General features: G+C 59.4%; 24 protein-coding genes. 15 read left to right on the top strand and 9 right to left on the bottom strand.

Annotation, left to right across the window (positions count from 1 at the left end):
* The first annotated feature begins 15 nt into the window (after positions 1 to 15).
* The 3 genes from BLQ98_RS12625 (at position 16) to BLQ98_RS12615 (ending at position 2644) form a co-directional block, all read left to right on the top strand.
* A complete protein-coding gene (locus tag BLQ98_RS12625) occupies positions 16 to 900 on the top strand; it encodes a PfkB family carbohydrate kinase (protein ID WP_208596063.1) in 885 nt (294 codons plus the stop codon).
* Positions 897 to 1811, top strand: a complete 915-nt coding sequence (locus tag BLQ98_RS12620; RefSeq protein WP_093733665.1) for a pseudouridine-5'-phosphate glycosidase — start codon at positions 897 to 899, stop codon at positions 1809 to 1811. The genes BLQ98_RS12625 and BLQ98_RS12620 overlap by 4 nt, the downstream gene beginning before the upstream one ends.
* Before the next feature lie 86 nt (positions 1812 to 1897).
* Positions 1898 to 2644 (top strand): DUF502 domain-containing protein, encoded by a 747-nt coding sequence (locus tag BLQ98_RS12615; protein ID WP_093733664.1) that lies wholly within the window; start codon positions 1898 to 1900, stop codon positions 2642 to 2644.
* A gap of 80 nt (positions 2645 to 2724) precedes the next feature.
* On the opposite strand, the gene BLQ98_RS12610 is transcribed toward BLQ98_RS12615, so the two are convergent.
* Positions 2725 to 3498 (bottom strand): 3-hydroxybutyrate dehydrogenase, encoded by a 774-nt coding sequence (locus BLQ98_RS12610; protein ID WP_206338739.1) that lies wholly within the window; start codon positions 3496 to 3498, stop codon positions 2725 to 2727.
* A 424-nt stretch (positions 3499 to 3922) separates the two neighbouring features.
* On the opposite strand from BLQ98_RS12610, the gene BLQ98_RS12605 reads away from it, so the two are divergent.
* Positions 3923 to 5641, top strand: coding sequence for an extracellular solute-binding protein (locus tag BLQ98_RS12605; protein WP_093733662.1), 1719 nt, complete (start codon positions 3923 to 3925; stop codon positions 5639 to 5641).
* A gap of 125 nt (positions 5642 to 5766) precedes the next feature.
* Here BLQ98_RS12605 and BLQ98_RS12600 read toward each other — a convergent pair whose 3' ends face one another.
* Positions 5767 to 6390, bottom strand: coding sequence for a helix-turn-helix domain-containing protein (locus BLQ98_RS12600; protein WP_093733683.1), 624 nt, complete (start codon positions 6388 to 6390; stop codon positions 5767 to 5769).
* A 64-nt stretch (positions 6391 to 6454) separates the two neighbouring features.
* Between BLQ98_RS12600 and BLQ98_RS12595 the strand changes: the two genes are divergently transcribed.
* From BLQ98_RS12595 to BLQ98_RS12580, 4 genes are all read left to right on the top strand, one after another.
* Complete coding sequence (locus BLQ98_RS12595; protein ID WP_093733661.1) at positions 6455 to 7969, top strand: class I adenylate-forming enzyme family protein; 1515 nt, start codon at positions 6455 to 6457, stop codon at positions 7967 to 7969.
* Positions 7966 to 8607: a DsbA family oxidoreductase gene (locus BLQ98_RS12590; protein ID WP_093733660.1), complete on the top strand. Its 642-nt coding sequence runs from the start codon at positions 7966 to 7968 to the stop codon at positions 8605 to 8607. Before BLQ98_RS12595 ends, BLQ98_RS12590 begins: the two co-directional genes overlap by 4 nt.
* A gap of 211 nt (positions 8608 to 8818) precedes the next feature.
* Positions 8819 to 9196: an adenylyltransferase/cytidyltransferase family protein gene (locus BLQ98_RS12585; RefSeq protein WP_237271566.1), complete on the top strand. Its 378-nt coding sequence runs from the start codon at positions 8819 to 8821 to the stop codon at positions 9194 to 9196.
* 100 nt (positions 9197 to 9296) lie between these two features.
* Complete coding sequence (locus BLQ98_RS12580) at positions 9297 to 10535, top strand: multidrug effflux MFS transporter (RefSeq protein ID WP_093733658.1); 1239 nt, start codon at positions 9297 to 9299, stop codon at positions 10533 to 10535.
* A 161-nt stretch (positions 10536 to 10696) separates the two neighbouring features.
* Here BLQ98_RS12580 and BLQ98_RS12575 read toward each other — a convergent pair whose 3' ends face one another.
* Both BLQ98_RS12575 and BLQ98_RS12570 read right to left on the bottom strand, forming a co-directional pair.
* The gene (locus tag BLQ98_RS12575; RefSeq protein ID WP_093733657.1) at positions 10697 to 11998 is read right to left on the bottom strand and encodes a DEAD/DEAH box helicase; all 1302 of its coding nucleotides are present in this window, start codon (positions 11996 to 11998) and stop codon (positions 10697 to 10699) included.
* Between the two features lie 315 nt (positions 11999 to 12313).
* Positions 12314 to 13357 (bottom strand): AbrB family transcriptional regulator, encoded by a 1044-nt coding sequence (locus tag BLQ98_RS12570; protein ID WP_093733656.1) that lies wholly within the window; start codon positions 13355 to 13357, stop codon positions 12314 to 12316.
* Positions 13358 to 13490: 133 nt separating this feature from the next.
* On the opposite strand from BLQ98_RS12570, the gene BLQ98_RS12565 reads away from it, so the two are divergent.
* Both BLQ98_RS12565 and eno read left to right on the top strand, forming a co-directional pair.
* Complete coding sequence (locus BLQ98_RS12565) at positions 13491 to 14360, top strand: DMT family transporter (protein WP_093733655.1); 870 nt, start codon at positions 13491 to 13493, stop codon at positions 14358 to 14360.
* A 69-nt stretch (positions 14361 to 14429) separates the two neighbouring features.
* Positions 14430 to 15707, top strand: coding sequence for a phosphopyruvate hydratase (gene eno, locus BLQ98_RS12560; RefSeq protein WP_093733654.1), 1278 nt, complete (start codon positions 14430 to 14432; stop codon positions 15705 to 15707).
* 80 nt (positions 15708 to 15787) lie between these two features.
* Here the strand turns inward: eno and BLQ98_RS18290 are convergent, their stop codons facing one another.
* Together BLQ98_RS18290 and BLQ98_RS12545 are read right to left on the bottom strand one after the other, a co-directional pair.
* The gene (locus tag BLQ98_RS18290) at positions 15788 to 16459 is read right to left on the bottom strand and encodes a hypothetical protein (protein ID WP_167354546.1); all 672 of its coding nucleotides are present in this window, start codon (positions 16457 to 16459) and stop codon (positions 15788 to 15790) included.
* Between the two features lie 329 nt (positions 16460 to 16788).
* Entirely contained in the window at positions 16789 to 17940 is a 1152-nt protein-coding gene (locus BLQ98_RS12545) for an anhydro-N-acetylmuramic acid kinase (protein WP_093733651.1), read from the bottom strand.
* Positions 17941 to 18005: 65 nt separating this feature from the next.
* Here BLQ98_RS12545 and tyrS point away from each other — a divergent pair, with 65 nt between their 5' ends.
* A complete protein-coding gene (gene tyrS, locus BLQ98_RS12540) occupies positions 18006 to 19256 on the top strand; it encodes a tyrosine--tRNA ligase (RefSeq protein ID WP_093733650.1) in 1251 nt (416 codons plus the stop codon).
* A 40-nt stretch (positions 19257 to 19296) separates the two neighbouring features.
* Here tyrS and BLQ98_RS12535 read toward each other — a convergent pair whose 3' ends face one another.
* The 3 genes from BLQ98_RS12535 to BLQ98_RS12525 all read right to left on the bottom strand — a co-directional run bounded on the left by BLQ98_RS12535 (position 19297) and on the right by BLQ98_RS12525 (position 22417).
* Complete coding sequence (locus BLQ98_RS12535) at positions 19297 to 21108, bottom strand: ABC-F family ATP-binding cassette domain-containing protein (RefSeq protein WP_093733649.1); 1812 nt, start codon at positions 21106 to 21108, stop codon at positions 19297 to 19299.
* Between the two features lie 85 nt (positions 21109 to 21193).
* Positions 21194 to 21943 carry a GNAT family N-acetyltransferase gene (locus BLQ98_RS12530; protein ID WP_237271558.1) on the bottom strand — a complete coding sequence of 250 codons (750 nt, stop codon included), beginning with the start codon at positions 21941 to 21943 and terminating at the stop codon, positions 21194 to 21196.
* A 9-nt stretch (positions 21944 to 21952) separates the two neighbouring features.
* Positions 21953 to 22417: an outer membrane protein assembly factor BamE gene (locus tag BLQ98_RS12525; protein WP_093733648.1), complete on the bottom strand. Its 465-nt coding sequence runs from the start codon at positions 22415 to 22417 to the stop codon at positions 21953 to 21955.
* A gap of 91 nt (positions 22418 to 22508) precedes the next feature.
* On the opposite strand from BLQ98_RS12525, the gene BLQ98_RS12520 reads away from it, so the two are divergent.
* The 4 genes from BLQ98_RS12520 (at position 22509) to BLQ98_RS12505 (ending at position 25551) form a co-directional block, all read left to right on the top strand.
* Positions 22509 to 23063, top strand: coding sequence for a YceD family protein (locus BLQ98_RS12520; RefSeq protein ID WP_208596062.1), 555 nt, complete (start codon positions 22509 to 22511; stop codon positions 23061 to 23063).
* 194 nt (positions 23064 to 23257) lie between these two features.
* A complete protein-coding gene (gene rpmF, locus BLQ98_RS12515) occupies positions 23258 to 23464 on the top strand; it encodes a 50S ribosomal protein L32 (protein ID WP_093733647.1) in 207 nt (68 codons plus the stop codon).
* Positions 23465 to 23506: 42 nt separating this feature from the next.
* Positions 23507 to 24583 carry a phosphate acyltransferase PlsX gene (plsX, locus tag BLQ98_RS12510; protein ID WP_093733646.1) on the top strand — a complete coding sequence of 359 codons (1077 nt, stop codon included), beginning with the start codon at positions 23507 to 23509 and terminating at the stop codon, positions 24581 to 24583.
* On the top strand, positions 24580 to 25551 hold the full coding sequence (locus BLQ98_RS12505) for a beta-ketoacyl-ACP synthase III (RefSeq protein WP_093733645.1): 972 nt from the start codon (positions 24580 to 24582) through the stop codon (positions 25549 to 25551). Before plsX ends, BLQ98_RS12505 begins: the two co-directional genes overlap by 4 nt.
* The last annotated feature ends 41 nt before the right edge of the window (positions 25552 to 25592 follow it).

Below are 25592 nucleotides of genomic sequence, written 5' to 3'. Positions count from 1 at the left end.
GGCCATACCGGCGGCATGACACATACACCTGACATTCTTTGCATCGGATCGGTGCTGTGGGACATCATCGGACGTGGCGATACGGTCATGCGGCAAGGGTCGGACATGCCGGGCCGCATCACGCGCCTGCCCGGTGGCGTTGCACTGAACATCGCGATGGCGCTGGCCCGCTTTGGGCTGTCCCCCGCCCTCATCAGCGCCGTCGGCCGCGACCCCGAAGGGGACGAGCTGATCGCCGCGTGCAAGCTGCGCGGGCTGCATACGGATCACGTGTACCGCTCGGATGATCTGCCCACGGACCGCTATATGGCGGTCGAGGGGACGAACGGTCTGATCGCCGCCATCGCCGATGCCCATTCGCTTGAGGCGGCAGGCGACAAGATTCTGCGCCCGTTCGAAGACGGATCACTGCCAACGCCCTATCGTGGTGCCGTAGCGCTGGATGGCAATCTTACACTCGACCTGTTGTCACAGATGGCGCGTAGCCCGCTATTGGAACACGCCGATCTGCGCGTCGCCCCGGCATCGCCCGGCAAGGCGCTGCGGCTGGCCCCTTTTTTGCAGGCCGAACGCGGCACGCTTTACGTCAACCTCGAAGAAGCGGGGCTGCTGTGCCAAGCGACGTTCGACAGCTCGCGCGATGCCGCGGCGGCGCTACTGGCGCGTGGTGCGGTACGCGCTGTGGTGACGGACGGCGGAAACCCTGCGACCGTGGGGGCTCCAAGCGGTCTGATCACCCAAGACCCGCCCCCCGTTTCCGTCACGCGCGTCACTGGTGCCGGTGACACATTTATGGCTGCGCATATCGCGGCCGAAATCAAAGGGGCAGCACCAGACGCAGCCCTGACCCAAGCGCTTAGTGCCGCTGCTCAATATGTTTCTGGAGAGACCAAAATATGATTCCCCTGCACCGCTCTGCCGAAGTCGCCAAAGCCCATTCGAATGGCACCCCCGTTGTTGCGCTTGAAAGCACGATCATCACCCACGGGATGCCTTATCCGCAAAACCTCGAGGTCGCGCGTCAGGTCGAAGCAGACGTACGCGAGGCTGGTGCTATTCCCGCGACAATAGCGGTGATTCACGGGCGGTTGCACATCGGTCTGGAAGACAGCGAGCTGACGGCATTGGCGCAAGCCAAGAATGTCGCGAAACTGTCGCGTGCCGATATGGCGGCTTGTATTGCCACGGGCGGTACTGGCGCCACCACCGTCGCCGCCACCATGATCGCCGCCCATCTGGCCGAGATCGCGGTTTTCGCAACTGGCGGGATCGGCGGCGTGCATAAGGGTGCGGAAGACAGCTTTGACATCTCTGCCGACCTGATGGAGCTGGCCCAAACGCCGGTGACTGTGGTGGCTGCGGGGGCCAAGGCCATTCTTGATGTGGCAAAAACGCTCGAAGTGCTGGAAACGCAGGGCGTGCCGGTGATCACCGTCGGCCAAGATAGCTTTCCCGCTTTCTGGAGCAGTACGTCCCCCTTGAAATCGCCTTTGCGTATGGACAATGCAGCTGACATCGCATCTGCCCATAAAATGCGCGGCAACATGGGTCTGCCCGGTGGGCAGCTGGTCGCCAACCCGATCCCAAAAGAGGATGAAATCGCCGCCGCTGATCTGGCACCGATCATCAAGGCCGCCCAAGCCGATGCCAATACCCACGGCATCAGCGGCAAGGCCGTTACCCCCTATCTGTTGCAGCGCATCTTTGAACTGACCGAAGGCCGGTCGCTGACCGCGAACATCGCATTGGTGCGCAACAACGCCCGTTTTGCGTCCAAAATTGCGGCTGCGCTTATGTCAAAAGACGCATAAAGCTTAATTATTATGCGTCCTCCATTGTAGCAACGCGTGAAACGCCCTAGCTCTAACGCATTGCTGCAGTGGGATAACCTTCATTCATGAACACACCGTTTACGCCGCCCCTTCCTCCCGCACCGCGCCGGACTTTGTTCGCGCGGATCAGGGCTTCGTTCCTGACGGGGCTGGTGGTGATTGCGCCGGTCGGCCTCACGATCTGGCTGATCTGGACCGTCATCGGCTGGATCGACGGCATCGTGTTGCCGATGGTGCCTCTGGCTTACCATCCTGACCGGCTGATTCAGACCTATTTCGGGCTCGACCCGTCTGCCCAGATCAACGTGCGCGGCATCGGTGTGATCATCTTTTTGCTGTTCACTGTGATAGTAGGCTGGCTGGCCAAGGGCATCATCGGACGGTCGTTCATACGCTTTGCCGAAAGCCTGGTGGAGCGCACACCCGTTGTCCGCACGATCTATTCCGGCATCAAGCAAATCTCCGAGACGATTTTTGCCCAGACAGAGCGTAGCTTTGAAACCGCCTGCATGATCGAATACCCACGTAAGGGCGTTTGGGCGCTTGGTTTTATTTCGATCCCCGCAAAGGGCGAAGTCGCCGCCGCGGGTGGTGAAGGGTCAAACCTCGTGGGGGTTTTCGTGCCGACAACGCCCAACCCCACCTCTGGATTTCTGCTTTTTGTACCGCAAGAGGATGTGACTGAGTTGGACATGTCGGTGGAGGATGCAGCCAAGCTGGTGATCTCTGCAGGGCTGGTCTATCCGCCGCAAAAGCCCGTTCCTGTGGACCAAGCCTTTGGTCCACGTGCGGATCGTATTTCACCAAGCTGACGTCCAAACGCAGATCACACGAACTGCGCTTGGACATCTTCCACTACCGCCCTCTTCGGTCGATCTGCGCCGTTACTGTTTTACAGCGCAGTCCAGCCACCATCGACGCTGATCGTCGTACCGGTGATCTGGTCGCCCGCCTCGGAGCACAGGAACGTCGCGGTGCCGCCCAGCTGTTCCACGGTTGCAAACGCCTTGGAGGGTTGGCGCTTGAGCATGACGTTCTTAATCACCTCTTCGCGCGTCATGCCGTATTCTTTCATCGTGTCGGGGATCTGCTTTTCAACGATATCGGTCAGCACGTAGCCGGGACAAATAGCATTGCAGGTGATGGGATCTTCGGCCGTTTCCAGCGCGGTCGTCTTGGACAGGCCAACGATTCCGTGCTTTGCAGCGATATAGGCTGATTTATAGGGTGACGCGGTCAGCCCGTGCGCGGAGGCCACGTTGATCACACGGCCCCAGCCCGCTTGGCGCATCATCGGCAAGGCAACGGCCGTGGTATGAAAGGCAGAGCTGAGGTTAATGGCGATGATGGCGTCCCATTTTTCGGTGGGAAAGCTCGGGATCGGTGCGACGTGCTGAATACCGGCATTGTTTACCAAGATATCGCAACGGCCCGCGTCAGTGATCAATTGGCGACATTCATTCGATTTCGACATATCCGCCTGTATATAGCGTGCCGTCACACCGGTTTCGGTGGCGATGTCTTTGGCGATGGCATGGTCTTCTTCGCGGTCGGTAAAGGAGTTCAGCACAACATCCGCCCCTGCCCGCGCCAAAGCCCAGGCGATGCCAAGGCCAATACCTGAATTGGATCCGGTGATGACGGCTGTTTTTCCTGAAAGGTCGATGCTGTAGGCCATGAAGTTCTCCTCGCGTTTCTGCAGTTGCATCATGGCGAGCGCGTAAACGAATGGAAACGGCTAATTGAAAGCGCCAGCAGAATGCCCCTGATGCGACCACTGCAGCCCAATCACGGGCAAAAAAAAAACGTCCGCACGAAGCGGACGTTAAGTTATTGAGGCAGGTTTCATACAGGCAAGAAACCTATCGAGCAGTGAGTTGGTTATACGCAATTCGCCGCCGTAATCCAAGCTTAAAGTTTGAACTGTAGTCCCCGTATCGCTAAGGAATACGCTAATAAAACAAGGGCAGAGCGGGATTGTTGCTAAAATGGCGTTTAATTTTTTCCAAAGCTGTCGGGCAGTTGCAGCCGTTTCTTCACTGATTCTTCTCAGTGGATTCGCCCGCGCCGAGCCCGCGCATGGTATATCTATGTATGGGGACCCCTCGCTCCCACCTGATTTTGTGTCTCTGCCTTATGCAAACCCAAATGCGCCCCAAGGCGGCTCAATTGTCTTGGGCAACACCGGCGGCTTTGACAGCCTCAATCCTTTCGTGCGCAAAGGCACATCGCCTTGGCAGTTGCCGTTCTTTACCCATGAAAGCCTGATGGGCCGTTCATGGGATGAACCCTTCGCCCTTTACGGTCTTTTGGCCGAATCGATCGAGGTGCCAGATGACCGTTCGTGGGTCGAATTCACCCTGCGCCCCGAAGCGCAGTTTGCCGATGGCACGCCGGTCACCCCCGAGGATGTGATTTTCAGTTACGAGCTTTTGGGCACCGAAGGGCACCCGCGCTATCACGGACTTTACGCCCAGATCGACAGCATCACCCAAACAGGCCCGCACAGTGTGAAGATGGTGTTCAATACCGACAATCGCGAGCTCGCCCTGCTCGCCGGCATGCGCCCGATCCTGAGCAAAGCCCAATGGGGCACCCGCGATTTCGCCAATGCCCCGCTGGCAGATATCCCGCTGGGCTCGGGCCCCTATGTGGTCAGCGATTATAAGGCGGGCAAACAGGTTACCCTGACGCGCAACCCAGACTACTGGGGCAAGGATGTACCGTTTCGCAAAGGCACCCATAACATCGACGAGATAAAGCTCGACTTTTATGGCGATGCGAATGTGCTGCTCGAAGCGTTCAAGGCCGGAGAGATTTCCGCCCTGCGCGAATTCAACGCCGAAAGCTGGGCGACGCAATATGATTTCCCCGCCGTGCAGCGCGGCGACGTGGTCAAATCGACTTTTGCCCATAGCAAGCCTTCGGGCATGACAGGGCTGGTGATGAACACCCGCCGTGCGCCCTTTGACGATATTCGTGTCCGCGAGGCGCTGATTGCGGCGTTCAACTTTGAATATATAAACGAGACGCTGACCGGCGGGGCGCAGCCGCGCATCACCTCGTATTTCTCGAACTCTCCGCTGGCGATGCAAGACGGCCCCGTCACGGGTCGCGTGGCCGAGTTATTGACCCCTTTCGCTGATGACCTTCCCGCCGGAGCGCTTGACGGCTATGCGCTCCCTGCGTCCGACGGATCGGCCCGCAACCGCGCGGGCATCCGCCGCGCCATGCGCGCTTTGGCCGACGCGGGGTTTAGCGCAGACGGCGGCACCATGCGTGGCCCCGACGGGCAGCCGTTGTCGTTCAGCATCCTGCTGTCCAAAGGCAGCAGCGAAAATATCGCCATTGCCGAGCTGTATATTCAAGCGCTGGCCCGCTTGGGGATCACTGCCCGTGTGGATGCCGTGGATGATGCGCAGTTCGTTGCCCGCAACGCGGCGTTCGACTTCGACATGGCTATCTTTCGCCGCGCCCTATCGTTGAGCCCGGGCAACGAGCAACGCTATTACTGGGGCTCCGAGGCGGCAGATCAGGAAGGCAGCCGCAACCTCATGGGCGTGAAATCACCCGCCATCGACGCAATGATCGATACGATGGTCGGGGCCAGCAGTGCAGAGGAGTTCACCGCCGCCACCCGTGCGCTGGACCGCGTGCTGACCGCCGGGCGTTATGTCATCCCGTTCTGGCAGTTCACCGAAGACCGCATCGCGCATGTCGCAGCGATGAAATACCCTGACCATGTGCCGCTGTATGGAGATGGGCCGAACTATATGCCGGAAGTCTGGTGGATTGATCCAACGCAGTAGGGCGCGCGTGTGAGGCCGCTAAGGGTTCGGCGCGGCGCAGACCGGCCCTTCGGGGAGAGTTTATTGGGCAAAATGAAGCGCGCTGGTGCGGTCGATCGGGTAAGGCCGGTACAGACGAGGCTCAATCATACGAGAGAGGTGACCCAAAGGATCGTGGCGTCTTCATCGCTGGTCGATACAACGTTGTGGCCCATCGTCGCGTCGTAATAGGCGCTGTCGCCTCGGCGCATTTCGACGGGTTCGTAGAACTCAGTGTATAGGGTAATAACGCCGGTCAGCACATAAAGAAACTCTTCCCCGTCGTGGCGCACCCAGCCGTCGAATTCATCCATTTTGCGCGCGCGAATACGGGCTCGGTAAGGCAGCATCTGCTTTTTGCGCAACGTGTCGGCCAGCATCATGTGTTCGTAGGTGGTGGTCGCTTTGGCGGCACCCTCGTCCGATTTGGTAATTGCCATCCGCCCGTTAATTTGCCCCACCGATGGCGGCGTAAAGAGCTGCGGCACCGAGATTTCCAGCCCGACGGCCAACTTTTTTAATGCCTCATAGGTGGGCGACATCTGACCGTTCTCGATCTTGCTGAGGGTCGATCGTGCCAGTCCTGCCTGATTGGCGGCCTGCTCCAGCGTCCAGTTACGCGCCTTGCGCAGCTCGCGCACGCGGGCCCCCAGATCAACCGGCGGCGTGGTTTCTGTCTCGCCGCTTTCGCGGGCGATCTGGATCATCGTTTTGGGGACATCCTGCGTCATGAACTGGCTATAGCGTCGGGTCGGCATGCTTGCAACGCCGCTGCGTGCGGGGTAGCGATTGGACATGAAATCACTCTCTGCTTCAACGGGGTTTACGCCCTGCCACGCTCCGTTCAATCTTGCTGCCCATGTGTTGGCGCGCGCGGCCGATTTGGGTGCCAAACCGGCGCTGTCGATACTTGGGCCTGACACTGACGAGACATGGAGCTTTGCCCATCTGGAATCTGCCGTGCGCGGCACAGCGACCGGATTGTTGCGGCGCGGTTTGGCACCGGGCGACATCGTCCTGATGCGCCTTGGGAATACGGTGGATTTTCCGTTGGCGTATCTGGGCGCCTTGGCCGCAGGGCTGGTGCCCGTGCCCACAGCCGCTGCGCTGACAGAGCCAGAAGTCGCTGCGATTATCGCAACCTTAGGGCCAAAAGCCATTTTGCGCGACCCCGCCGTGCCCTGCCCGCCTGCGGATACCATCATCGTTCTGGACGAGTTGCGGGACATGCGCGACCTGCCCCCTGCCGAGTGGCACATGGGCGACCCCGACCGGCTGGGCTATATCATTTATACCTCTGGCACATCCGGCAAACCAAGCGCTGTGATGCATGCACATCGTGCCATCTGGGCGCGTCAGATGATGGTGCGCGGCTGGTACGACTTGCGACCCGACGACCGCGTAATGCATGCAGGGGCGTTCAATTGGACCTATACGCTCGGAACCGGCTTGATGGACCCTTGGACCACGGGTGCAACCGCGCTGATCCCCGCGGCAGGCGTAGCGCCGGCTGATCTGCCGGAGCTTATGACTTGCCATGAGGCAAGTATCTTTGCAGCAGCACCGGGCGTTTACCGCCAGATCCTGAAACATCACGAGCGTATTGACGCCCCAAGCCTCCGCCATGGCCTGAGCGCGGGGGAAAAGCTGCCTGCCGCGGTTGCACGCGCATGGAAGGCCGCAAGTGGAACCGCGATTTTCGAGGCTTACGGCATGTCGGAGTGCTCGACCTTCCTCTCCGCCTCACCCGACCGGCCTGCGCGCATCGGCACGCTCGGCCAGCCGCAAGACGGACGACGTATCGCATTGATAGGGGCCGATGGTCCTGTCGCGGTCGGACAGGAAGGTACCATCGCGATCCACAAAAGTGACCCGGGGCTGATGCTGGGATACCTCGGCGCGGCCGAGCAAACGGCGCAGAAATATCAGGGCGACTGGTTCCTGACTGGCGATCAGGGGGTGATGGCCGAGGATGGGCAGATCACCTATCTGGGGCGCAATGACGATATGTTGAACGCAGGCGGGTTCCGTGTGTCGCCGATTGAGGTAGAACAAAGCCTTGCCAAGTTTCCCGGCATCCATGCCGTCGGCGTAGCGGAGGTCGAAGTGCGCCCCGACGTGACCGTGATCGCCGCCTTTTATACCGCAGACAGCCCGCTGGACGAAGCCGCGCTGGCGCTTTATGCACAAGACAACATGGCGCGCTACAAGCAGCCGCGCCTTTTCATCCACCTGCCAGAACTGCCCATGGGCGCGAATGGCAAACTGCTGCGCCGGTCCTTGCGCGCGGCCTATGAGGCGCAACGATGACCCAAACGATCAAGCTTGATATCATGTCCGATCCGATTTGCCCTTGGTGCTATATCGGCAAAGCGCATCTGGACCGTGCCTTGGAAAGCGAACCCGACCACCCGTTTGCGATTGAATGGCACCCCTTTCAGCTGAACCCCAATATGCCCGCCGACGGCATGGACCGACGCGCCTATCTGGAAGGGAAGTTCGGCGGCAAGGACGGCGCGGTTCGGGCTTATGCCCCCGTGGTGGAACATGCCGAGAAAGCCGGGCTGAAGATCAATTTTGAAGCGATGCAGCGCACACCCAATACGCTGAACGCCCACCGGTTGATCCATTGGGCGGGGATCGAGGGTCGCCAGACAGCTGCGGTATCGGCGTTGTTCAAAGCGTATTTTGTCGAGGCGCGTGATATTGGCGATGCAGAGGTGCTGGCCGACATCGCCGATGGAATCGAGATGGATGCCTCTGTTGTGACGCGTCTTTTGGCGACGGATGAGGATATGGACGACATCCGAAAACGCGACGCACACAGCCGCGAGATGGGGATTTCGTCGGTCCCGACCTTTATCGTCGGCGGACGTCATGCCGTGCCAGGTGCGCAACCACCCGAGCTTTGGAAAAAGGTTCTGACAGAGCTGCGCAACGAGGGCTGAGGCACCGTCGAACGAGATATACATTAAAACAGAAAGCCTTTGCCATCGTGACGAAACCCGCCTAGAATCAGTTGTATAAAGGGGCAAAGACCCCTCTTGGATACGAGCGGGCAGCATGAATTACGATATACCCTTTCCCTTTTTGGGACGCGGGCGGGCGGCGGTGGCGACACCAACTACGCCCCCTTCTTTAAGTGCGTTAAAGCGCCCTGTGGCGCGGACAATCCTGACCTATGGCGGGTTCGACGGGTTTCATACTGGCCATGGCGATTGGCTTCGTCAACTGTCCCAACTGGGCAGCGATTTGGTTGTCGGATGTCATAGCGACGCGTTTTGCACTCGGCTAGGCCAGCCTGCCCAGAAAGGCTTTGCGGCCCGTCGTGCGGTGCTGGAACGTTGCCGCTTTGTTTCGCGGGTCATTCCGCTTGAGACATGGGACCAGACCCGCAGCGATATTGTGAATTACAATGTCTCGGTGCTGGCGCTTCCGGAACATATTCGCCTGCCGATGTCAGGGCTAGACGAGATTGTCCAAGTGCTGCGTCTGCCGATGCGCCGCCGCCAGACAGCATCGCGTTTCAGCGCCTGAGACGGCCGGAGACACACCGCCGATTGCACTATCTGTAAGGCAGCCTTATGAACGGTCATGGCTGCGCGACGTGGCCCCGCCGACACGATGGAGCCCGTGGATGACCAACGACCGACCCGACATTAAGATGAGCCGCCCCGAGTTTGTGGCGCTGATTGCGATGATGTTTGCAATTATCGCGTTTTCAACCGACGCGATGCTGCCTGCCCTACCACAAATTGGGAACGACCTGTCCCCTATGGATGGGACCAAAGTGCCGCTGATCGTCACCGCTTTCATCCTGGGCATGGGAATGGGCACCTTTGTGACCGGCCCGCTATCGGATGCTTTCGGACGCAAGAATATCATTTATCTGGGGTCGGCGATCTATATCGCAGGGGCGGTCGTGGCGTGGATCAGTCAATCCCTAGAGCTGATGCTGGTGGCCCGTGTCGTTCAAGGGATCGGAGCAGCTGGCCCTCGTGTTGTCGCGCTTGCAATTATCCGCGACCTTTATTCGGGTCGGCAGATGGCCAAGATCATGTCGTTTGTGATGATGATCTTTGTGATTGTGCCTGCCTTTGCCCCAGCCATGGGGGCCGTGATTATCGCGCTGTCCGACTGGCGCGGCGTGTTCTTGTCTTTTATTGTCTTTTCAATGACCTGTGCCGTCTGGGCCATGCTCCGCCTGCCCGAAACCCTTCCCAAGCCCAAGCGCCGCCCGATGCAGATCGGTCTTTTGTGGCGCGCGGTGAAAGAGATTTTCAGCAATCCGATGGTGTGCCTGTCGATCACAGTACAAACCCTCGTGATGGGGTTCTTGTTCTCAACATTGATGCTGGTCCAGCCGATCTATGATCAGGTCTATGACCGCGCCGAGAGCTTTCCGTTTTGGTTCGGCGTTGCGGCGCTGATCTCTGGCACCTCGAGCTTGCTGAATGCGTTGCTGGTTGTGCGATTGGGGATGCAGCGGATCGTGACGCTGGCGCTGGGGCTGCAGATTGTGCTGTCAGGACTGATGCTGGGTCTTGGTCTGGGGGAACTGCCCGAGCCCTATGGTTTTGTGTTTTTCCTGATGTGGCAGGCGTCGCTGTTCTTTCAGGTGGGGCTGGTGATGGGCAACCTCAACGCTCTGGCGATGGAGCCACTGGGCCATATTGCGGGGATGGCCGCGTCGGTCATCGGGGCGGTGTCGACGGTCATGGCGGCGGTTCTTGCCTCGGCCATCGGGATGACGTTCAACGGGACGATCACACCGCTGATTGGCGCTGTGTTGGTGCTGGCAACGATTGCTTTTGCGCTGATGCTGCTTATCGGGCGGGTGGTCGACCGACAGCCGGTGACGGAACCTGCGGAATAGGCTAAGCGACTGCGCTGGCCTAAAGCGGGTAGGTTTCGCCCTGCGGGCGAGGATTTAAATCCATTTGGAAGTGCAGTGGCGGCTAAGGCATATGGCCCAAAGCAAAAGGGGCACCGCGGATAGCGGTGCCCCTTTTATCATTTCGTAACAGTTGGGCGACGTTAGGCTGCTTTTTGAGTGCTGGGTTTGCGACGGCGCCGAGCTGCGCCGGCGGGCTTGCCCGCGCCGCCACCATTGCCACCACCGCCATTACCACCGCCGCCGCCGCCACCCGGACGACCACCACGACCACGGCCGCCGCGGCCTTTCGGTTTGGCGGGTTCATCAATCGCTTCCCACGGACGACCAGAGGCCACTGGGATCGAGATCTTCATGGTCTTCTGGATGTCTTTCAACTCGCCCATCTCGTCGGGAGCGCAGAACGCGATGGCTGCGCCATCTTTGCCCGCCCGCGCCGTCCGGCCGATACGGTGGACATAGTTATCCGGCACGTTGGGCAGCTCGTAGTTATAGACGTGTTTGACGTCCGGGATATCCAAACCACGTGCGGCAACATCTGTTGCCACAAGCACAGTCACTTCGCCCTTTTTGAAGGCCTCGATCGCGCGGTCCCGTTGACCCTGGCTTTTGTTGCCGTGGATCGACGCGGCTTTGAAGCCCGATTTGACCAGATCTTTCATCAGCTTTTCACAGCCATGCTTGGTACGTCCGAAAACCAGCGCACGTTCTTCAGTGTGTTTGCCAAGCAGTTCGATCAACAAAGACTTTTTCTCGGCTTTGGCGATAAAGTGCACCTCTTGGGTGACCTTGTCCGCCGCCTTGCCCGGAGGCGATACTTCGATCCGGATCGGGCTGTTGAGGTAGCTGTTGGCGATCTCGTTCATCAGCTTGGGCATGGTGGCCGAGAACAGCATCGTCTGGCGTTCTTTGGGCAACACCGCCGCGATCTTGCGCAGATCGTGGATAAAGCCCATGTCGAGCATCTGGTCCGCTTCGTCCAGCACAAGGAAAGTGGTCTTGTGCAGCAGAACCGCACGGCGATCCATCAGGTCAAGCAGACGACCCGGCGTGGCCACCAAAAGGTCCACGCCGCGCTCCATCCGTTTGATTTGCGGGTTGATCGACTGGCCCCCTACGATCATCATTGTCTTCAGCTGGGTACCTTCGCAGAACCCCTTGAGGTTCTCCATGATCTGGTTGGCCAGTTCACGTGTCGGGGCCAGCACCAGCCCGCGCACAGTGCGCGGTTCGGGGCGGGCTTCGCGTTCCAGCATCTGGGCCACCAGCGGGATACCGAAAGCGGCGGTCTTGCCAGTGCCGGTCTGTGCCAGACCCATCACGTCGCGCCCGTTCATCCCGTGGGGGATCGCCTGTTTCTGGATCGGGGTCGGGTCGGTCATGCCCATGTTGGTCAATGCTTTGACCAGACGGCGCGGCAGGCCCATCATTTCAAAATCGCTCATAGTATTGTCGTCTTTCCGCGGGCAACAGGCATTGCGCCTTCCCGCCATAGCAGTCACGCGGGCCCTAACTCTCGAGAGAGGCCGCGAGGGACGCAAAGCAGATCACAGGGGGCGGCCTAGTGCCAACACCCTGTCTGTTGCGCTTGGCCCCACGCGTGATTTTGGGAACATCGGCGGCCTTTTGTTCAACACTCATAAGAACCGGCGACGAAAGATCGACGGGTCAAGGCTGGTCTGCTCACGCGGCAGAAGGCATCGCTTGCGCCCCAGATGGGCTGTTTGGCCGGCAAAGTCAACGGGGCTGTGAAAAATTGCCTAGCGCGGTGCGCTGCGTGCCAGCATCAACGGCAAAACGGCGCTTAGGATGAACAGGCGCATCATATGGCAGGCCGCAACAAACCCCGGGCTGATCCCCAGCACACTGCCCATGGCGATCATTGTCTCGAATCCGCCGGGGGCAAAGGCGACAAGGATATGCGCCAGCGGCATACCTAGCGCCAGCGCCACGGGGATCGCGCCGACCAACGCCAGCCCCACCGCAAGACAGGTCACCGAAAGCCCGGCGGCAAGCCCTTTCGTCAGATCATCAAGGCGCACACCCGAAAATCGCGTGCCGATCAGGGCACCAAGCACGATATAGGCCGGCATCACCAGCCACATCGGCAACACACCCGGTGCCACATCCGTTACATGCGCAAGGGACGACACCAGCATCGGTCCGATCAGCATCGGCGCAGGCACCCGTATGCGCCCCAGAAGCAGCCCTGCCCCGAGCGACAAGCCGGCCATCACCGCGAGCGTGGTGGCCCCCATTGCCGCACCATCGGGTGCAATGGTCCCGCCAAGGTCCACGCCCATAGCAAGCGCGACAAACGGCACAACCAGCGTCAGGGACAACAGCCGCACCGACTGCGTTGTGGAGATACGGGCAACGTTGTCGCCGCCTTCGGCCGCCATCGCTAAGACGAAACTGAGATGCCCCGGGGCCGATGCAAGCAGTGCTGCGCGTCGGTCAAAGCCGAAAAATCGCGACAACAGCCACCGGCTGAGCACAAGCATCGCCCAAACGAGCACCGCCATCACCACAAACGCCAAAGGCCATCGCAGCATAGCGTCGACCGCGTTGTGATCGAACCCGGCCCCGACCGACAGGCCAATAATCACAAAGCAGCCGTTGCGCAGCGATAGCGCAATTCCCATCCGCGCACCTGCCAGACCGGCAAGAGACACCAGCACGGCTGGCCCCAGCAACATGTAAATAGGGGCATTCAAAAGCCAACCCAACCCTGCGCCGCTGGCTCCGATAACGAGGGTCAGAATGGTGGTCAGTATATTGGACGGAGGGCGCGGCCATTTCATACGCTTGTTCTATCATTTGACCTGGCCCCCCGCCAGTCCCGACAACGTAAATCGACCGGGGCTTGCACATCTCCTGACAAAGGGACATGCATCCACCGAGTATATTTAGAACGATTGTATGAAGGGGTAGAATATGGACAATCTGCGCGGCGCTTTGATCATGGTGCTGTCGATGTTGGGCTTTGCCATTGAGGACATGTTCATCAAGCTGATCGGGACAGATATCCCGATTGGGCAGATTATCTTTTTGTTGGGGACCGGCGGGGCCATTTGTTATGGCGCGATGGTGTTGATCAAGGGGCAATCTTTGGCAGATCGTGCCATGATGACCCGCCCTATCCTGCTGCGGGCCTTGGGCGAGATTATCGGGACCTTGGGCTTCGTATCGGCTATCGTGCTAACGCCGATCTCTTCGGCCTCTGCTATCTTGCAAGCTACCCCGTTGGTGGTCACCCTCGGGGCGGCGTTGTTTCTGGGCGACCCTGTCGGTTGGCGCCGGTGGAGCGCTATTCTCGTGGGCATGTTCGGCGTCTTGCTGGTGATCCGCCCCGGCATGGAGAGCTTTCAAGCGCTGTCACTGCTTGCGGTTTTAGGCGTTCTGGGATTGTCCCTGCGGGATCTGGCGACGCGGCGCGTGCCCAGATCGACGTCGTCATTTCAATTGTCTTTCTTGGCGTTTCTGGCGCTGGTCCCTTCCAGCCTGCTGTACATGTTGGGCACTGGCACATCATTCGTATCCATGTCTGGGACACAATGGATCTTTATGGCAGCTGCGCTAATAACAGGGCTGGTGGCCTATTACGGCATCGTGGCGGCGATGCGCATTGGCGAAATCAGCTTTGTCACACCATTTCGCTATGCGCGGCTGCTGTTTGCTATGGTGGTCGGGATCACGATCTTTGGGGAACGCCCTGATCTGCTGACCTATGTTGGCGCAACCATCATTGTTGGCTCGGGCATCTATACGGTATGGCGTGAGCGAAAGGTCAAAGAACAGGCCTGAATACTTTCCATCCTCCCCACGGCGCGGTAAACCGCTGCGCAATTGTCATCTGCAAAAGGATAGCCCCTTATGAGCACGATCATCGACATCCACGCCCGCGAAATCATTGACAGCCGGGGCAACCCCACGGTCGAGGTCGACGTGACCCTTGAAGACGGCACCATGGGCCGCGCCGCAGTCCCGTCGGGGGCATCAACCGGTGCCTATGAAGCCGTCGAACGCCGCGATGGCGACAAATCCCGTTATATGGGTAAGGGCGTGCTGGAAGCCTGTGCATCGGTCAACGGCGAGATCGCGGACGCGCTGGTCGGCATTGACGCGACAGAGCAGGTCGAAATCGACGGCACCATGATCGAGCTTGACGGCACGGACAACAAGTCGCGTCTGGGTGCTAATGCCATTCTAGGCGTATCGTTGGCCGCTGCAAAAGCCGCCGCAGATTACTGCTCTCAACCGCTGTATCGATATGTCGGCGGCACCTCTGCGCGGATGCTGCCCGTGCCGATGATGAACATCATCAATGGCGGCGAACACGCTGATAATCCTATCGATATCCAAGAATTCATGATCATGCCCGTTGCGGCTGAAAACATCCGCGATGCGGTGCGCATGGGCTCCGAAGTCTTCCACACGCTGAAAAAAGAGCTTTCGGCGGCAGGTCTGTCCACCGGTATCGGTGACGAAGGCGGCTTCGCACCTAACATTAGCTCCACCCGTGATGCGCTTGATTTCATTTTGAAATCCATCGAAAAGGCAGGTTACAAACCGGGCGAGGAAATCTACCTCGCACTGGATTGCGCCGCGACAGAATACTTCAAGGACGGCAGCTATGTTCTTTCTGGCGAAGGGAAAACTCTGAGCAGCGCCGAGAATGTAGATTATCTGGCCGCGCTTTGCGCCGACTATCCGATCATCTCTATCGAAGATGGCATGTCCGAAGACGACTGGGATGGATGGAAACTGCTGACCGACCGTCTTGGCGACAAGATCCAGCTGGTGGGCGACGATCTGTTCGTGACCAATCCCGAACGTCTGGCCCAAGGCATCAAGCGCGGCTCTGCCAATTCAATGTTGGTTAAGGTCAACCAAATCGGCACGTTGTCCGAGACGCTGCAAGCGGTCGACATGGCACACCGTGCAGGTTTCACCAACGTGATGTCCCACCGGTCTGGTGAAACAGAGGACGCGACGATCGCGGATCTTGCAGTGGCGACCAACTGCGGTCAGATTAAAACCGGCTCGCTCGCGCGGTCCGACCGGTTGGCAAAGTACAACCAGCTGATCCGTATCGAAGAATCGTTGGGCGTAACGGCGGAATACGCTGGCCGTTCCATCCTCAAGGGCTGATCTCTGGCAACAGCTGTTGTCCTGTTAGCAAACGAAAGCGCGCCCTTACAAGGCGCGCTTTTTAATGGCTGGTCGGATAATCAGCTTTGAATCTGCCGCAGCAACCCTGACTTCGTGAACCCGAGCCGAATACTATCGGTGGCGCTCTTTGGGACCGGCATATTGATCTGAATGGTCCGCGGTCCCGCGCCAAATGCAACATTCATGCGGATGGTCGCCACGAATTTGCCCTGCGTCGCGGGGCGCACATCTTCGATCATGCCAACGACCTGCCGGTCTGATGTCATTACCGTTGCACCCAACGCGGCTTGGATTGGCACCGTTGATGCGGAAAGACCTGCGGAACCGCCCCCGGCGCTTTGCGATCCGGCAGAGGCCGTGGTGGAGCCCCCATTTGTACCTCCGGTCGCGCCGCCCGTCGTACCGCCGTTGCCTGCTGTCGCGCCGTCACCGGTAGAGCCGCCGCCAGTGGAGCCGCCGCCGCTTGAGCCGCCCGTATTACCGACACTTACACCCGCACCGACACCGGCGACGGAATCGCCACCGACAGAGGCACCTGCCCCTGCACCAACGCTGCCTACGCTAGCACCGACACCCGCGTCCGCCACTGAACCGTGGCCGACGCTGGCCCCCGCGCCGACACCGACGCCGCCTACACTCGCCCCGACGCCCACATCTAAGGCAAAGGCGGATGTCACGATGAATACCGTCGCAACCGAAGCTGCGGTGCTTTTCAAAAATATACTCGTCATGGTCACTCTCCTTTTTAATGAGGAGCGGCGCGAGCAAAGCCCTCACTTAATGCGCGACCGCTCTGGGATAGTACCCGTCAAGGTAGCACCACTCGAACCTCTGGTAAGGAAACAGACTGTTGTCCGAATCCGATTGTGCTTTTGCGCAACAGAGCGGCGCGCACAGATATGCCCGTCGGAGGCAGCTAACCTATTCGGGAAAAAAGGGGGATAATTGCTACCATAGCACGCAACACAGCATCGTGATTCGGCACTGCTTTGTAATCGTCAAGCAAAAAGTATGTGTCGTAAGGCCACACCAAGTACGGCGCCGCATCGCAGAATAAACGTTATTCCAAAGGGTATTTTGCCTCGTTTGGCATGCTCACCATACCGCCCCCGACCGCAGCCCGCACCCCCGTGGTGCCGGGGCAAGAGGTTGGCAGCCCTCGCGCCACCCGTACGGCGAGATAGCCGAACGCCTGCGCCTCGAGCATGTCCCCATCCAGCCCGATTTCCTCTATCGGAACGACAGGACAATCCAGACTGACGCTGAGCATCTGCATCAACACAGGGTTGTGCCGCCCGCCGCCGGTGACCAACACGCGGTCCGGCAAGCGCGGGCAATGCTGCATGGCCTCGGCGACACCGGCGGCGCACATCGCTGTCAGGGTTGCAGCTGCATCCGCATCAGACAGCTCGGTCACAAGCGCCACCATCTCATCGAAATCATTCCGATCCAGCGACTTTGGTGGCATGCGCGCAAAATAAGGTTCTGCCAGAAACAGTTCCAGCGCGCCCGTCTCTACCTGACCCCGCACAGCTATCCTGCCGCCCTCGTCAAAGGGTAGCCCAAGGCGCGTCTGCATCAGGTCATTGATGGGCGCGTTGGCGGGACCGGTGTCAAACGCCAGCAGGGCCCCATCGGTTTCGGGCAAAGGCAGCGCCGGATCTACCCACGTCAGGTTTCCCACCCCGCCAAGGTTCAGAAAGGCGACCGGTCCGGTCAGCCCCGCATAGCGGGCGCAGGCGTGATGAAAGAACGGCGCGAGCGGTGCGCCCTCTCCGCCCAATTGCACGTCGGCACTTCGAAAATCCCAAACTACGGGCAGTCCCAGATGATCGGCCAGCGCAGAACCATCGCCGACCTGCAACGTGCCCTGCATACGCGGCGCATGGGCCAGCGTCTGACCGTGAAAACCGATCAGATCAACGTCGGTGTAATGAGCCAATGCCTCGAGGTGCGCGGCTTCGACCACTTGCGTAGCGGCAGACACCTCCGGCCCCGACCATTTGCCGAAACCGGCCGCGATGGTGCGGCGCTCTGCCTCGGAATAGCTGCGATAGCTTGAGGAGCCGAACCCGATGATATCGCGCCCATCCGTCTCGATCACCGCGACATCCACCCCGTCCAGCGACGTGCCGCTCATCGCCCCTGCGGCGCGCAGCGGGCCTGTTTTTGCGATCCGTCTCGGGGTTCTTGCCCCTTGGGCCTTATTCATGGCCTTTTCCTTTGTCTGCTCAGCACCTATAGAGTGCACCACCACCCAAGCTGAGGGCAAGCACCATGACATACCACCCCAAATCCGATTTCATCCGCATCATGATGGAGCGCGGCTTTCTCGCCGATTGTACGGACTATCAGGGCCTTGATGACGCGCTGATGAAAGGGGCTGTGCCTGCCTATATCGGCTATGACGCGACAGCGAAATCCCTTCATGTGGGGCATCTGATGAATATCATGGTGCTGCGCTGGTTGCAGAAGTGCGGCGGCAAACCGATCACGCTGATGGGCGGCGGCACCACCAAAGTGGGCGACCCGTCCTTCCGGTCGGATGAACGCCCCCTGCTCGACAATGCCGCCATCGACGCCAACATTTCTGGCATGCAGCAGGTGTTCGAGAAATACCTGAGTTACGGTGACGGCGACAACGATGCAATCATGCTGAACAACGCCGAATGGCTTGATAATCTGAACTACCTCGAATTCCTGCGCGACATCGGGCGGCATTTCAGCGTGAACCGGATGCTGTCGTTCGAAAGTGTTAAATCCCGCCTAGATCGGGAACAGTCGCTGTCCTTCCTCGAGTTCAACTACATGATCCTGCAAGCCTATGATTTTCTTGAGCTGAACCGCCGCTATGGCTGCTTGCTGCAGATGGGCGGATCGGATCAATGGGGTAACATCGTCAACGGCATCGACCTGACCCGCCGTGTGCTGGACCAAGAGATCTACGGCCTGACCACGCCCCTGCTCTCCACCAGCGATGGCCGAAAAATGGGCAAATCCCAGGGCGGCGCAATCTGGCTGAACGGTGACATGCTGTCGCCGTATGAGTTCTGGCAGTTCTGGCGCAACACGACCGATGCGGACACGGGTAAGTTCCTCAAGATCTTTACCGAGCTACCGGTCGAGGAATGTAACCGTCTGGGCGCTTTGGAAGGGTCCGACATCAACGCGGCCAAGATCATCCTCGCCAACGAGGTTACAACCCTGCTGCATGGTGCCGAAGCGGCCAAAACCGCCGAAGCCACGGCGCGCGAAGTGTTCGAAAAAGGCGGTGTAGGCGACGACCTACCCACCCTGACGCTCAGTGCTGCGGACATTGGCGACGGTATCTCTATCGTGCAGCTGATCGTGAAATCAGGTCTGGCTGGTTCGGGTAAAGAGGCAAAGCGTCTGATCACCGAAAACGGTGCGCGCTATAATGACGAACCGCTGACGGATGCCGGCCTGATGGTCGACGCCGCCACGCTGGCCACACCGATCAAGCTCAGCGCGGGCAAGAAACGCCACGCGCTGGTGCAATTGGGGTAAACGCTTAGAAGTATGCGAGGGGGCCGGTCGCCCTGCCCCCTTAGCTTTCGGCTTTCTCTTCCAGCATCAGCCACTCGGCCTCTGCATCTTGCAGCTTTTCATTCCGTTCGACCAACGCATCGGTCGCTTTTTGGAACTTCACCGGATGCTCGGAATACAGCGTCGGGTCGCTCATCAATTCTTCGAGCTTTGCGATCTCGGCCTCGAGACGTTTCATCTCTGCCGGCAACGCCTCAAGCCGGTGCTTTTCTGTAAAGCTCAGCCCCGATTGCGCTGCGGCCTTGGGCTTGTCACCTTTGGCCGATGGCTTTGATTTGGCAACAACGCTTTGGTCAAAATCATCCTGCTGGCGCTGCGCCAGATAATCCGTCCAACCGCCCGCATAGACAGTCGCCTTGCCGTCACCTTCCATCGCGATGGTGGTCGCGGCAACGCGGTCAAGGAAGTCACGGTCGTGGCTGACCAGCAGCACGGTGCCATCATAGGTCGACAGCAGCTCCTGCATCAGATCAAGGGTTTCGACGTCCAGATCGTTGGTCGGTTCATCAAGAACCAAGAGGTTGCTAGACCGCGCCATGATCTTGGCCAGCAGCAACCGCGCCTTTTCACCCCCCGACAAGGACCGCACGGGCGCACGGGCCTGGCCTTCGTCGAACAGGAATTCCTTCAGGTAACCAACCACGTGTTTCGGCTGCCCGCGCACCAGAATCTGGTCCGCCTTACCCGATACACGCATTTCCGGATCGCCGGTCAGACTGTCCCACAGCGACATATCGCCATCAAGCTGCGCGCGCGCCTGGTCGAACAGCGCGATCTCAAGATTGGTACCCTGTTTGATCTCGCCCCCGTCAGGCTGTTCTTTTCCGATCAGCATGTTCAGCAACGTCGTCTTGCCCACACCATTGGGCCCGACCAAGGCGATGCGATCACCCCGCTGGATCGTGATGTCAAAGGGGCGCAGAATCGTCTTGTCGCCAAAGGCCTTGGTGATGCCCATAGCCTCGACCACCTTGCGGCCGGACTTCGGACCCGCTTCCAGCGCCATGGCGGCGGTGCCCTGACGTTTGATCTGGCTGGCGCGTTCGGCCCGCAGGTCTTGCAGGGCGCGCACGCGGCCCTGGTTACGCTTGCGCCGGGCTGAAATACCCTCGACAGCCCACCGCGCTTCCGCCTTGATCTTGCGGTTCAGCTTGTGGCGCTGCATGTCCTCTTCTTCCCACATCTGGTCGCGCCAGGCTTCGAACCCACCAAAACCGATGTCCTGACGACGGACAACGCCGCGATCGACCCAAAGCGTCGCACGGGTCAATTCGCGCAGGAACGCCCTATCGTGAGAGATGATGACAAATGCCGCACGGGTCGCCTTCAGCTCGTCTTCAAGCCAGCGGATCGCCTCGATATCCAGGTGGTTCGTCGGCTCGTCCAGCAACATCAACTCCGGCTCGGATGCCATCAGACGTGCAAGTGCCGCACGACGACGCTCCCCGCCAGAGGCGGTGCTCACGGGGCGTGCGGGGTCGAACTTCAACCCTTCGCCCGCGCGTTCGACTTTGTACATCTCGGATGCATCCAGTCCGTGCGCTGCGAAATCGCCCAAGGTCTCGAACCCGGTAAGATCCGGGTCCTGCTCCATATAGCCGACCGAAACGCCTGGTCCGACGATCACATCACCGCTATCGGCTTCGATCAATCCGGCCATGACCTTCATGAGGGTGGATTTACCAGATCCGTTCCGGCCCACCAGCGCCAAACGGTCGCCGGATTGAACCACAAGGGACATGTCTTCGAATACGGGATCGCCGCCGAAAGTCAGCGAGATCTCGTTTACTTGTAAAAGGGGTGCGCGTGCCATGACAGCCAGCTAGCGTCGTGCCGCGTCAGCGTCAATGACCCCTGTTCCAAATGGGCTAAAATCCTCGCCGAAGGCATGAAATCTCTTAGGCGGTACCGCGCAGCAAACGTTTGCGCCCTTCGGTGATCGCCGCGATCTCGAGCCCGGTGAACACATGCAGCGTTTTCATCGGTCGGTCGATCACCGCATGGTCGCTGACCCAGCCGCCCATCATCAGGTAACTGCGCAGCAAGGCCGGAAGCATCTGAAGTGCAGCCTTCTCGGCAGGTTTGTCCAGCTGCCCCTTTGCAAAAGCCACCGTCTCGGGGGCTTTGACCTGAGGCCGCCATTGCAACGGCGCAAGGTGGCGGTCCTGCAGCAAGCGCATCACATCACGATAAGGAGCGGGATCAGTGCCGCGGAAAGACGTGCACCCAAACAGCAGCGTTACCGCATGGGCGTCGACAACCTGCGCCAGCGCGGCCCAAGCCATACGCACCACGTCAGGATTCTGCACCTCCGGTGCCAGACAGAACCGACCCAGTTCCATCATCGGGCCATCAAAACCTGCAAGTTTGGTCAGATCATAAAACTGCGCCGCATAGCTTTGGTCCAGCGACGCACCATCCATCACCCCGATACGGTAGCAACACAGCAGTTCGCCGCTACCTTGATCACGTACGAGGATATGATGCTTTTTCGCGTCGAACCTGTCACTATCGTGTGTTTGATCCAGACCAAAGGCCCGTGCACGCAACGCCTGTGCGGCATCCATATCTTGTGGCGAGGTCGCACGGTAGGCACGGTACGGACCACGCAGCAGCGGCTTCAGTACAGCGCCGCGCAGCACCGTCAAATCCGCGCCCTAGCCGGCCAGCGCCGCGGGATTAAACCGCCCGATGTTGCCCAAAAGCTGACGGATGAAGGATTTGTCAGAAATCGGCGAACTGGTGACTCGGCGGTCAAGGGTGATGACATTGCCGCGCTCAAGCCCGAACCGTTCGACATTCTGCACCACACCGTTCCCGTCAAAGCTCACAGCCACAACTTCGCGCTCTGTTTCACGCGGCGCCATGAACCACATTGCCTGACGGCGCGACCGGACATAGTAATAGCCCGAATTGGTCAACAGGCCCGCCGATGCAGGCACACCTACGGTTTCGGCCACAGTGTCGCGCGTATCCTGACCGACGGTGATCTTCGATAGGTCTTCTTGCGGCGGGATATAGCCGTGGTTGCTATACTGAGGGGAGCAGGCCCCAAGCGTCAGACCAGCAGCGAGAACTGTGGCGGTCAGCAGTGTCTTTTTGACATGGCGGTCGATACGCATTCTTGGTGCCCTCTTGCCCTTGGGGATCATGGCTTTTATCTCGCATACACTAAGCACGCCCCATGGTTCAAGAAACGAAAGTACCCCTAACATGTCTCGCACGCCCCCAAGCCCCACAGCATTGCGCGTCGCAGAGCTGTCGCAGAATGCGCAAACCCCTTTCTCCCTGCGCCCTGACGCCGACAGCTTGCGCAAGATCGCAGAAGAACTTGATCTCTCAGCGCTTCGTAAACTCTCGTTCGAAGGGCGGCTCAAGGCGCTCGGGCGCAGCGACTGGCAGCTCGAAGCGCGTCTGGGGGCCACTGTGGTGCAGCCCTGCGTCGTGACGCTGGAGCCGGTGCAGACGCGGATCGACGTCGATGTCACGCGGCTTTTCGTACAGGACTACGAAGAGCCCGAGGAAACCGAGGTCGAGATGGCAGAGGATGACTGTACCGAACCTCTGGGTGCCTGGATCGATCCTGCCGTTGTCATGATAGAAGCGCTGGCGCTAGAAATCCCCGAATACCCCCGCGCCGACGGGGCGGAACTGGGGCAAGCCGTCTACACCAAGCCCGGCGAGGCCCCGATGACCGATGAAGACGCCCGCCCGTTCGCCGGTCTGGCTAATCTAAAGGACCAGCTAAAGGATAGTAACGGCGAATAACCCTGTCGGTTTGGGTGAATAAGGGTTGCTTCGGCAGGTTTTCGCAGTATTTTGCGCCCTTCACCCCAATTAAGGTTGGACATCGGATAGGCTTCGGCCTAAACGCACGTCACGCCCAAACCGGGAGTTGATCTGAAACACGGTCGTCTTTGGCAGGAAGCCGATGAACGACCCCGAAGGCAAAGGCACCAGACATGGCTGTCCAACAGAATAAAGTTTCCAAATCGCGTCGCAACAACCGCCGCGCGCACGATTCGCTGACTGCAGCGAACCCTAACGAATGCACCAACTGTGGTGAGCTCAAGCGCCCACACCACATCTGCGCTGCATGCGGTCACTATGACGACAACGAAGTTGTTTCTCTGAACGAAGAGATCGACCTCGACGAAGACGCAGCGTAAGTTCGTCACGTCAATCGCAGTTCATAAGAGGCATCGCACCAGATGACGGCCACGTCCGATCAGCCTAGCGCGAGTACTCAGCGCACCCTTATCTCAGTTGATGCGATGGGGGGCGATCAGGGCCCGGCAATCGTTGTTGCCGGGTGTTCTGCGTCCGCGCTCAAAAATCCCGATATCAGCTTTATCCTGCACGGCCCTGCCGACACGCTGGAACCGCTGGTGGCCAAACGTCCCGAACTTAAAGGGCGCTGCACTATTCGGGATGCTCAAGGGGTTGTCACGATGGATGACAAACCCAGCAACGTTGTACGCAATGGCAAGGACACCTCGATGTGGTCTGCCATAGAATCCGTGCGCGACAACGAGGCCTCTGTCGCCGTCAGCTGTGGCAATACCGGCGCGCTGATGGCGCTGTCGATGATCCGCCTGAAAAAGCTACCCGGCGTCAACCGCCCCGCAATCGCTGTGCTTTACCCGTCGACCAACCCGCAAGGGTTCAATGTGTTGCTGGACGTGGGTGCGGATGTGCGTGCGGATGCCGATGACCTATTGCGCTATGCGCTGATGGGCAAATCCTATGCCCGCAACGGCATGGACATCGAACGCCCGCGCATCGGCCTGCTGAATGTCGGGACCGAAGAACACAAAGGCCGGACGGAGCTGAAAGAAGCCCACGAATTGATTCGCGACGCCGCGGATGAAGCGGGCTTTGAATTCGTCGGCTTCGTCGAAGGCGGCGATATCGCGGGTAATGCCGCAGATGTGATCGTCACGGACGGATTTACTGGTAATATCGCGATCAAGACCGGCGAAGGTACCGCCACGTTGATCGGGTCAGGTCTACGTCAGGCGTTCAAAAATTCGATCTGGTCCCGCGCAGCTGCGTTTTTCGCCTACACTTCGCTGCGCCGCGTCAGCAAACGCTTTGACCCGAGCAACGTAAACGGCGGCGTGTTTCTGGGCTTGAACGGAACCGTCGTGAAATCCCACGGGGCAGCGGATGCCAGAGGGGTTTCATCGGCGATCAAGCTGGCCGCGCGATTAGCGGAAAGTGAATTCACACATCGGCTGGCCGCACGTGTGGCCTCAGCAAAGCCGACGAAAGAGACCGAAGAATGACAAAAAGAGCCGTCGTAATTGGTGCCGGACACTACCTCCCGGAGCGCATTGTCGAAAACGCAGAGTTTGAAGGCAAGATTGACACCACTGACGAATGGATCAGGTCACGCTCCGGCATTGAACGCCGCCACTTTGTTGGCGAAGGCGAAACCACATCGACGATGGCTACCGCCGCTGCCAAGGCCGCACTGGCTGATGCAGGCAAGACAGCTGCCGATGTCGATGCTGTCATCGTCGCCACCTCTACGCCCGATCTCACGTTCCCATCTGCCGCCACGATGGTGCAGGCACAGCTCGAGATGGAACGCGGCTTTGCCTTTGATGTGCAGGCCGTATGTGCGGGCTTTGTCTATGCCTTGGCCAACGCCAACGCACTGATCATATCGGGTCAGGCTGACCGCGTGCTTGTGATCGGGTCCGAGACCTTCTCGAAAATCATGGACTGGACTGACCGCAGCACCAGCGTCCTGTTTGGCGATGGGGCCGGCGCGATTCTGCTCGAGGCCCAGACCGGCGAAGGTACGTCGGATGACCGCGGTATCCTGTCGACCGACCTGAATTCTGACGGCCGGTACAAAGATCTGCTGTATGTCGACGGCGGCATCAGCACAGGCACCACCGGCTATCTGCGGATGCAGGGGAATCAGGTCTTCCGCCACGCGGTTGAAAAGCTCGCCGCTTCGGCAAATACCGCGATGGAGCGCGCAGGCGTGTCGCCGGATGAAGTTGACTGGATTGTCCCTCATCAGGCGAATATCCGTATTATTCAAGGCACTGCCAAGAAACTGAACCTGTCGATGGATAACGTCGTCGTAACGGTTCAAGACCACGGCAACACCTCAGCTGCATCGATTCCGCTGGCTCTTTCAGTCGGGCAAGAGCGCGGCCAGATCAAGAAAGGCGACCTGCTGGTCACCGAAGCGATCGGCGGCGGGCTTGCATGGGGCGCAGTTGTTCTGCGCTGGTAAGCGGCTTTTCTTCGCGCGAACAGCACGTTACGCCCCATAGT

The organism is Sulfitobacter litoralis, assembly GCF_900103185.1.
Classification (GTDB): Bacteria; Pseudomonadota; Alphaproteobacteria; order Rhodobacterales; family Rhodobacteraceae; genus Sulfitobacter; species Sulfitobacter litoralis.
The sequence above is the reverse complement of the archived record's forward strand: the minus strand, read 5'-3'. Positions and strand labels throughout refer to the sequence as shown.

Coding starts and splice junctions, on each gene's coding strand:
- BLQ98_RS12605 (WP_093733662.1), top strand. CDS start 3,923: ATGTATGGGGACCCCTCGCTCCCACCTGATTTTGTGTCTCTGCCTTAT.
- BLQ98_RS12545 (WP_093733651.1), bottom strand. CDS start 17,940: ATGAATAAGGCCCAAGGGGCAAGAACCCCGAGACGGATCGCAAAAACA.
- BLQ98_RS12535 (WP_093733649.1), bottom strand. CDS start 21,108: ATGGCACGCGCACCCCTTTTACAAGTAAACGAGATCTCGCTGACTTTC.
- BLQ98_RS12590 (WP_093733660.1), top strand. CDS start 7,966: ATGACCCAAACGATCAAGCTTGATATCATGTCCGATCCGATTTGCCCT.
- BLQ98_RS18290 (WP_167354546.1), bottom strand. CDS start 16,459: ATGACGAGTATATTTTTGAAAAGCACCGCAGCTTCGGTTGCGACGGTA.
- BLQ98_RS12505 (WP_093733645.1), top strand. CDS start 24,580: ATGACAAAAAGAGCCGTCGTAATTGGTGCCGGACACTACCTCCCGGAG.
- BLQ98_RS12525 (WP_093733648.1), bottom strand. CDS start 22,417: ATGCGTATCGACCGCCATGTCAAAAAGACACTGCTGACCGCCACAGTT.
- BLQ98_RS12565 (WP_093733655.1), top strand. CDS start 13,491: ATGGACAATCTGCGCGGCGCTTTGATCATGGTGCTGTCGATGTTGGGC.
- BLQ98_RS12595 (WP_093733661.1), top strand. CDS start 6,455: ATGAAATCACTCTCTGCTTCAACGGGGTTTACGCCCTGCCACGCTCCG.
- BLQ98_RS12575 (WP_093733657.1), bottom strand. CDS start 11,998: ATGAGCGATTTTGAAATGATGGGCCTGCCGCGCCGTCTGGTCAAAGCA.
- BLQ98_RS12615 (WP_093733664.1), top strand. CDS start 1,898: ATGAACACACCGTTTACGCCGCCCCTTCCTCCCGCACCGCGCCGGACT.
- BLQ98_RS12620 (WP_093733665.1), top strand. CDS start 897: ATGATTCCCCTGCACCGCTCTGCCGAAGTCGCCAAAGCCCATTCGAAT.
- eno (WP_093733654.1), top strand. CDS start 14,430: ATGAGCACGATCATCGACATCCACGCCCGCGAAATCATTGACAGCCGG.
- BLQ98_RS12600 (WP_093733683.1), bottom strand. CDS start 6,390: ATGACGCAGGATGTCCCCAAAACGATGATCCAGATCGCCCGCGAAAGC.
- BLQ98_RS12570 (WP_093733656.1), bottom strand. CDS start 13,357: ATGAAATGGCCGCGCCCTCCGTCCAATATACTGACCACCATTCTGACC.
- BLQ98_RS12520 (WP_208596062.1), top strand. CDS start 22,509: ATGTCTCGCACGCCCCCAAGCCCCACAGCATTGCGCGTCGCAGAGCTG.
- BLQ98_RS12580 (WP_093733658.1), top strand. CDS start 9,297: ATGACCAACGACCGACCCGACATTAAGATGAGCCGCCCCGAGTTTGTG.
- BLQ98_RS12625 (WP_208596063.1), top strand. CDS start 16: ATGACACATACACCTGACATTCTTTGCATCGGATCGGTGCTGTGGGAC.
- rpmF (WP_093733647.1), top strand. CDS start 23,258: ATGGCTGTCCAACAGAATAAAGTTTCCAAATCGCGTCGCAACAACCGC.
- tyrS (WP_093733650.1), top strand. CDS start 18,006: ATGACATACCACCCCAAATCCGATTTCATCCGCATCATGATGGAGCGC.
- plsX (WP_093733646.1), top strand. CDS start 23,507: ATGACGGCCACGTCCGATCAGCCTAGCGCGAGTACTCAGCGCACCCTT.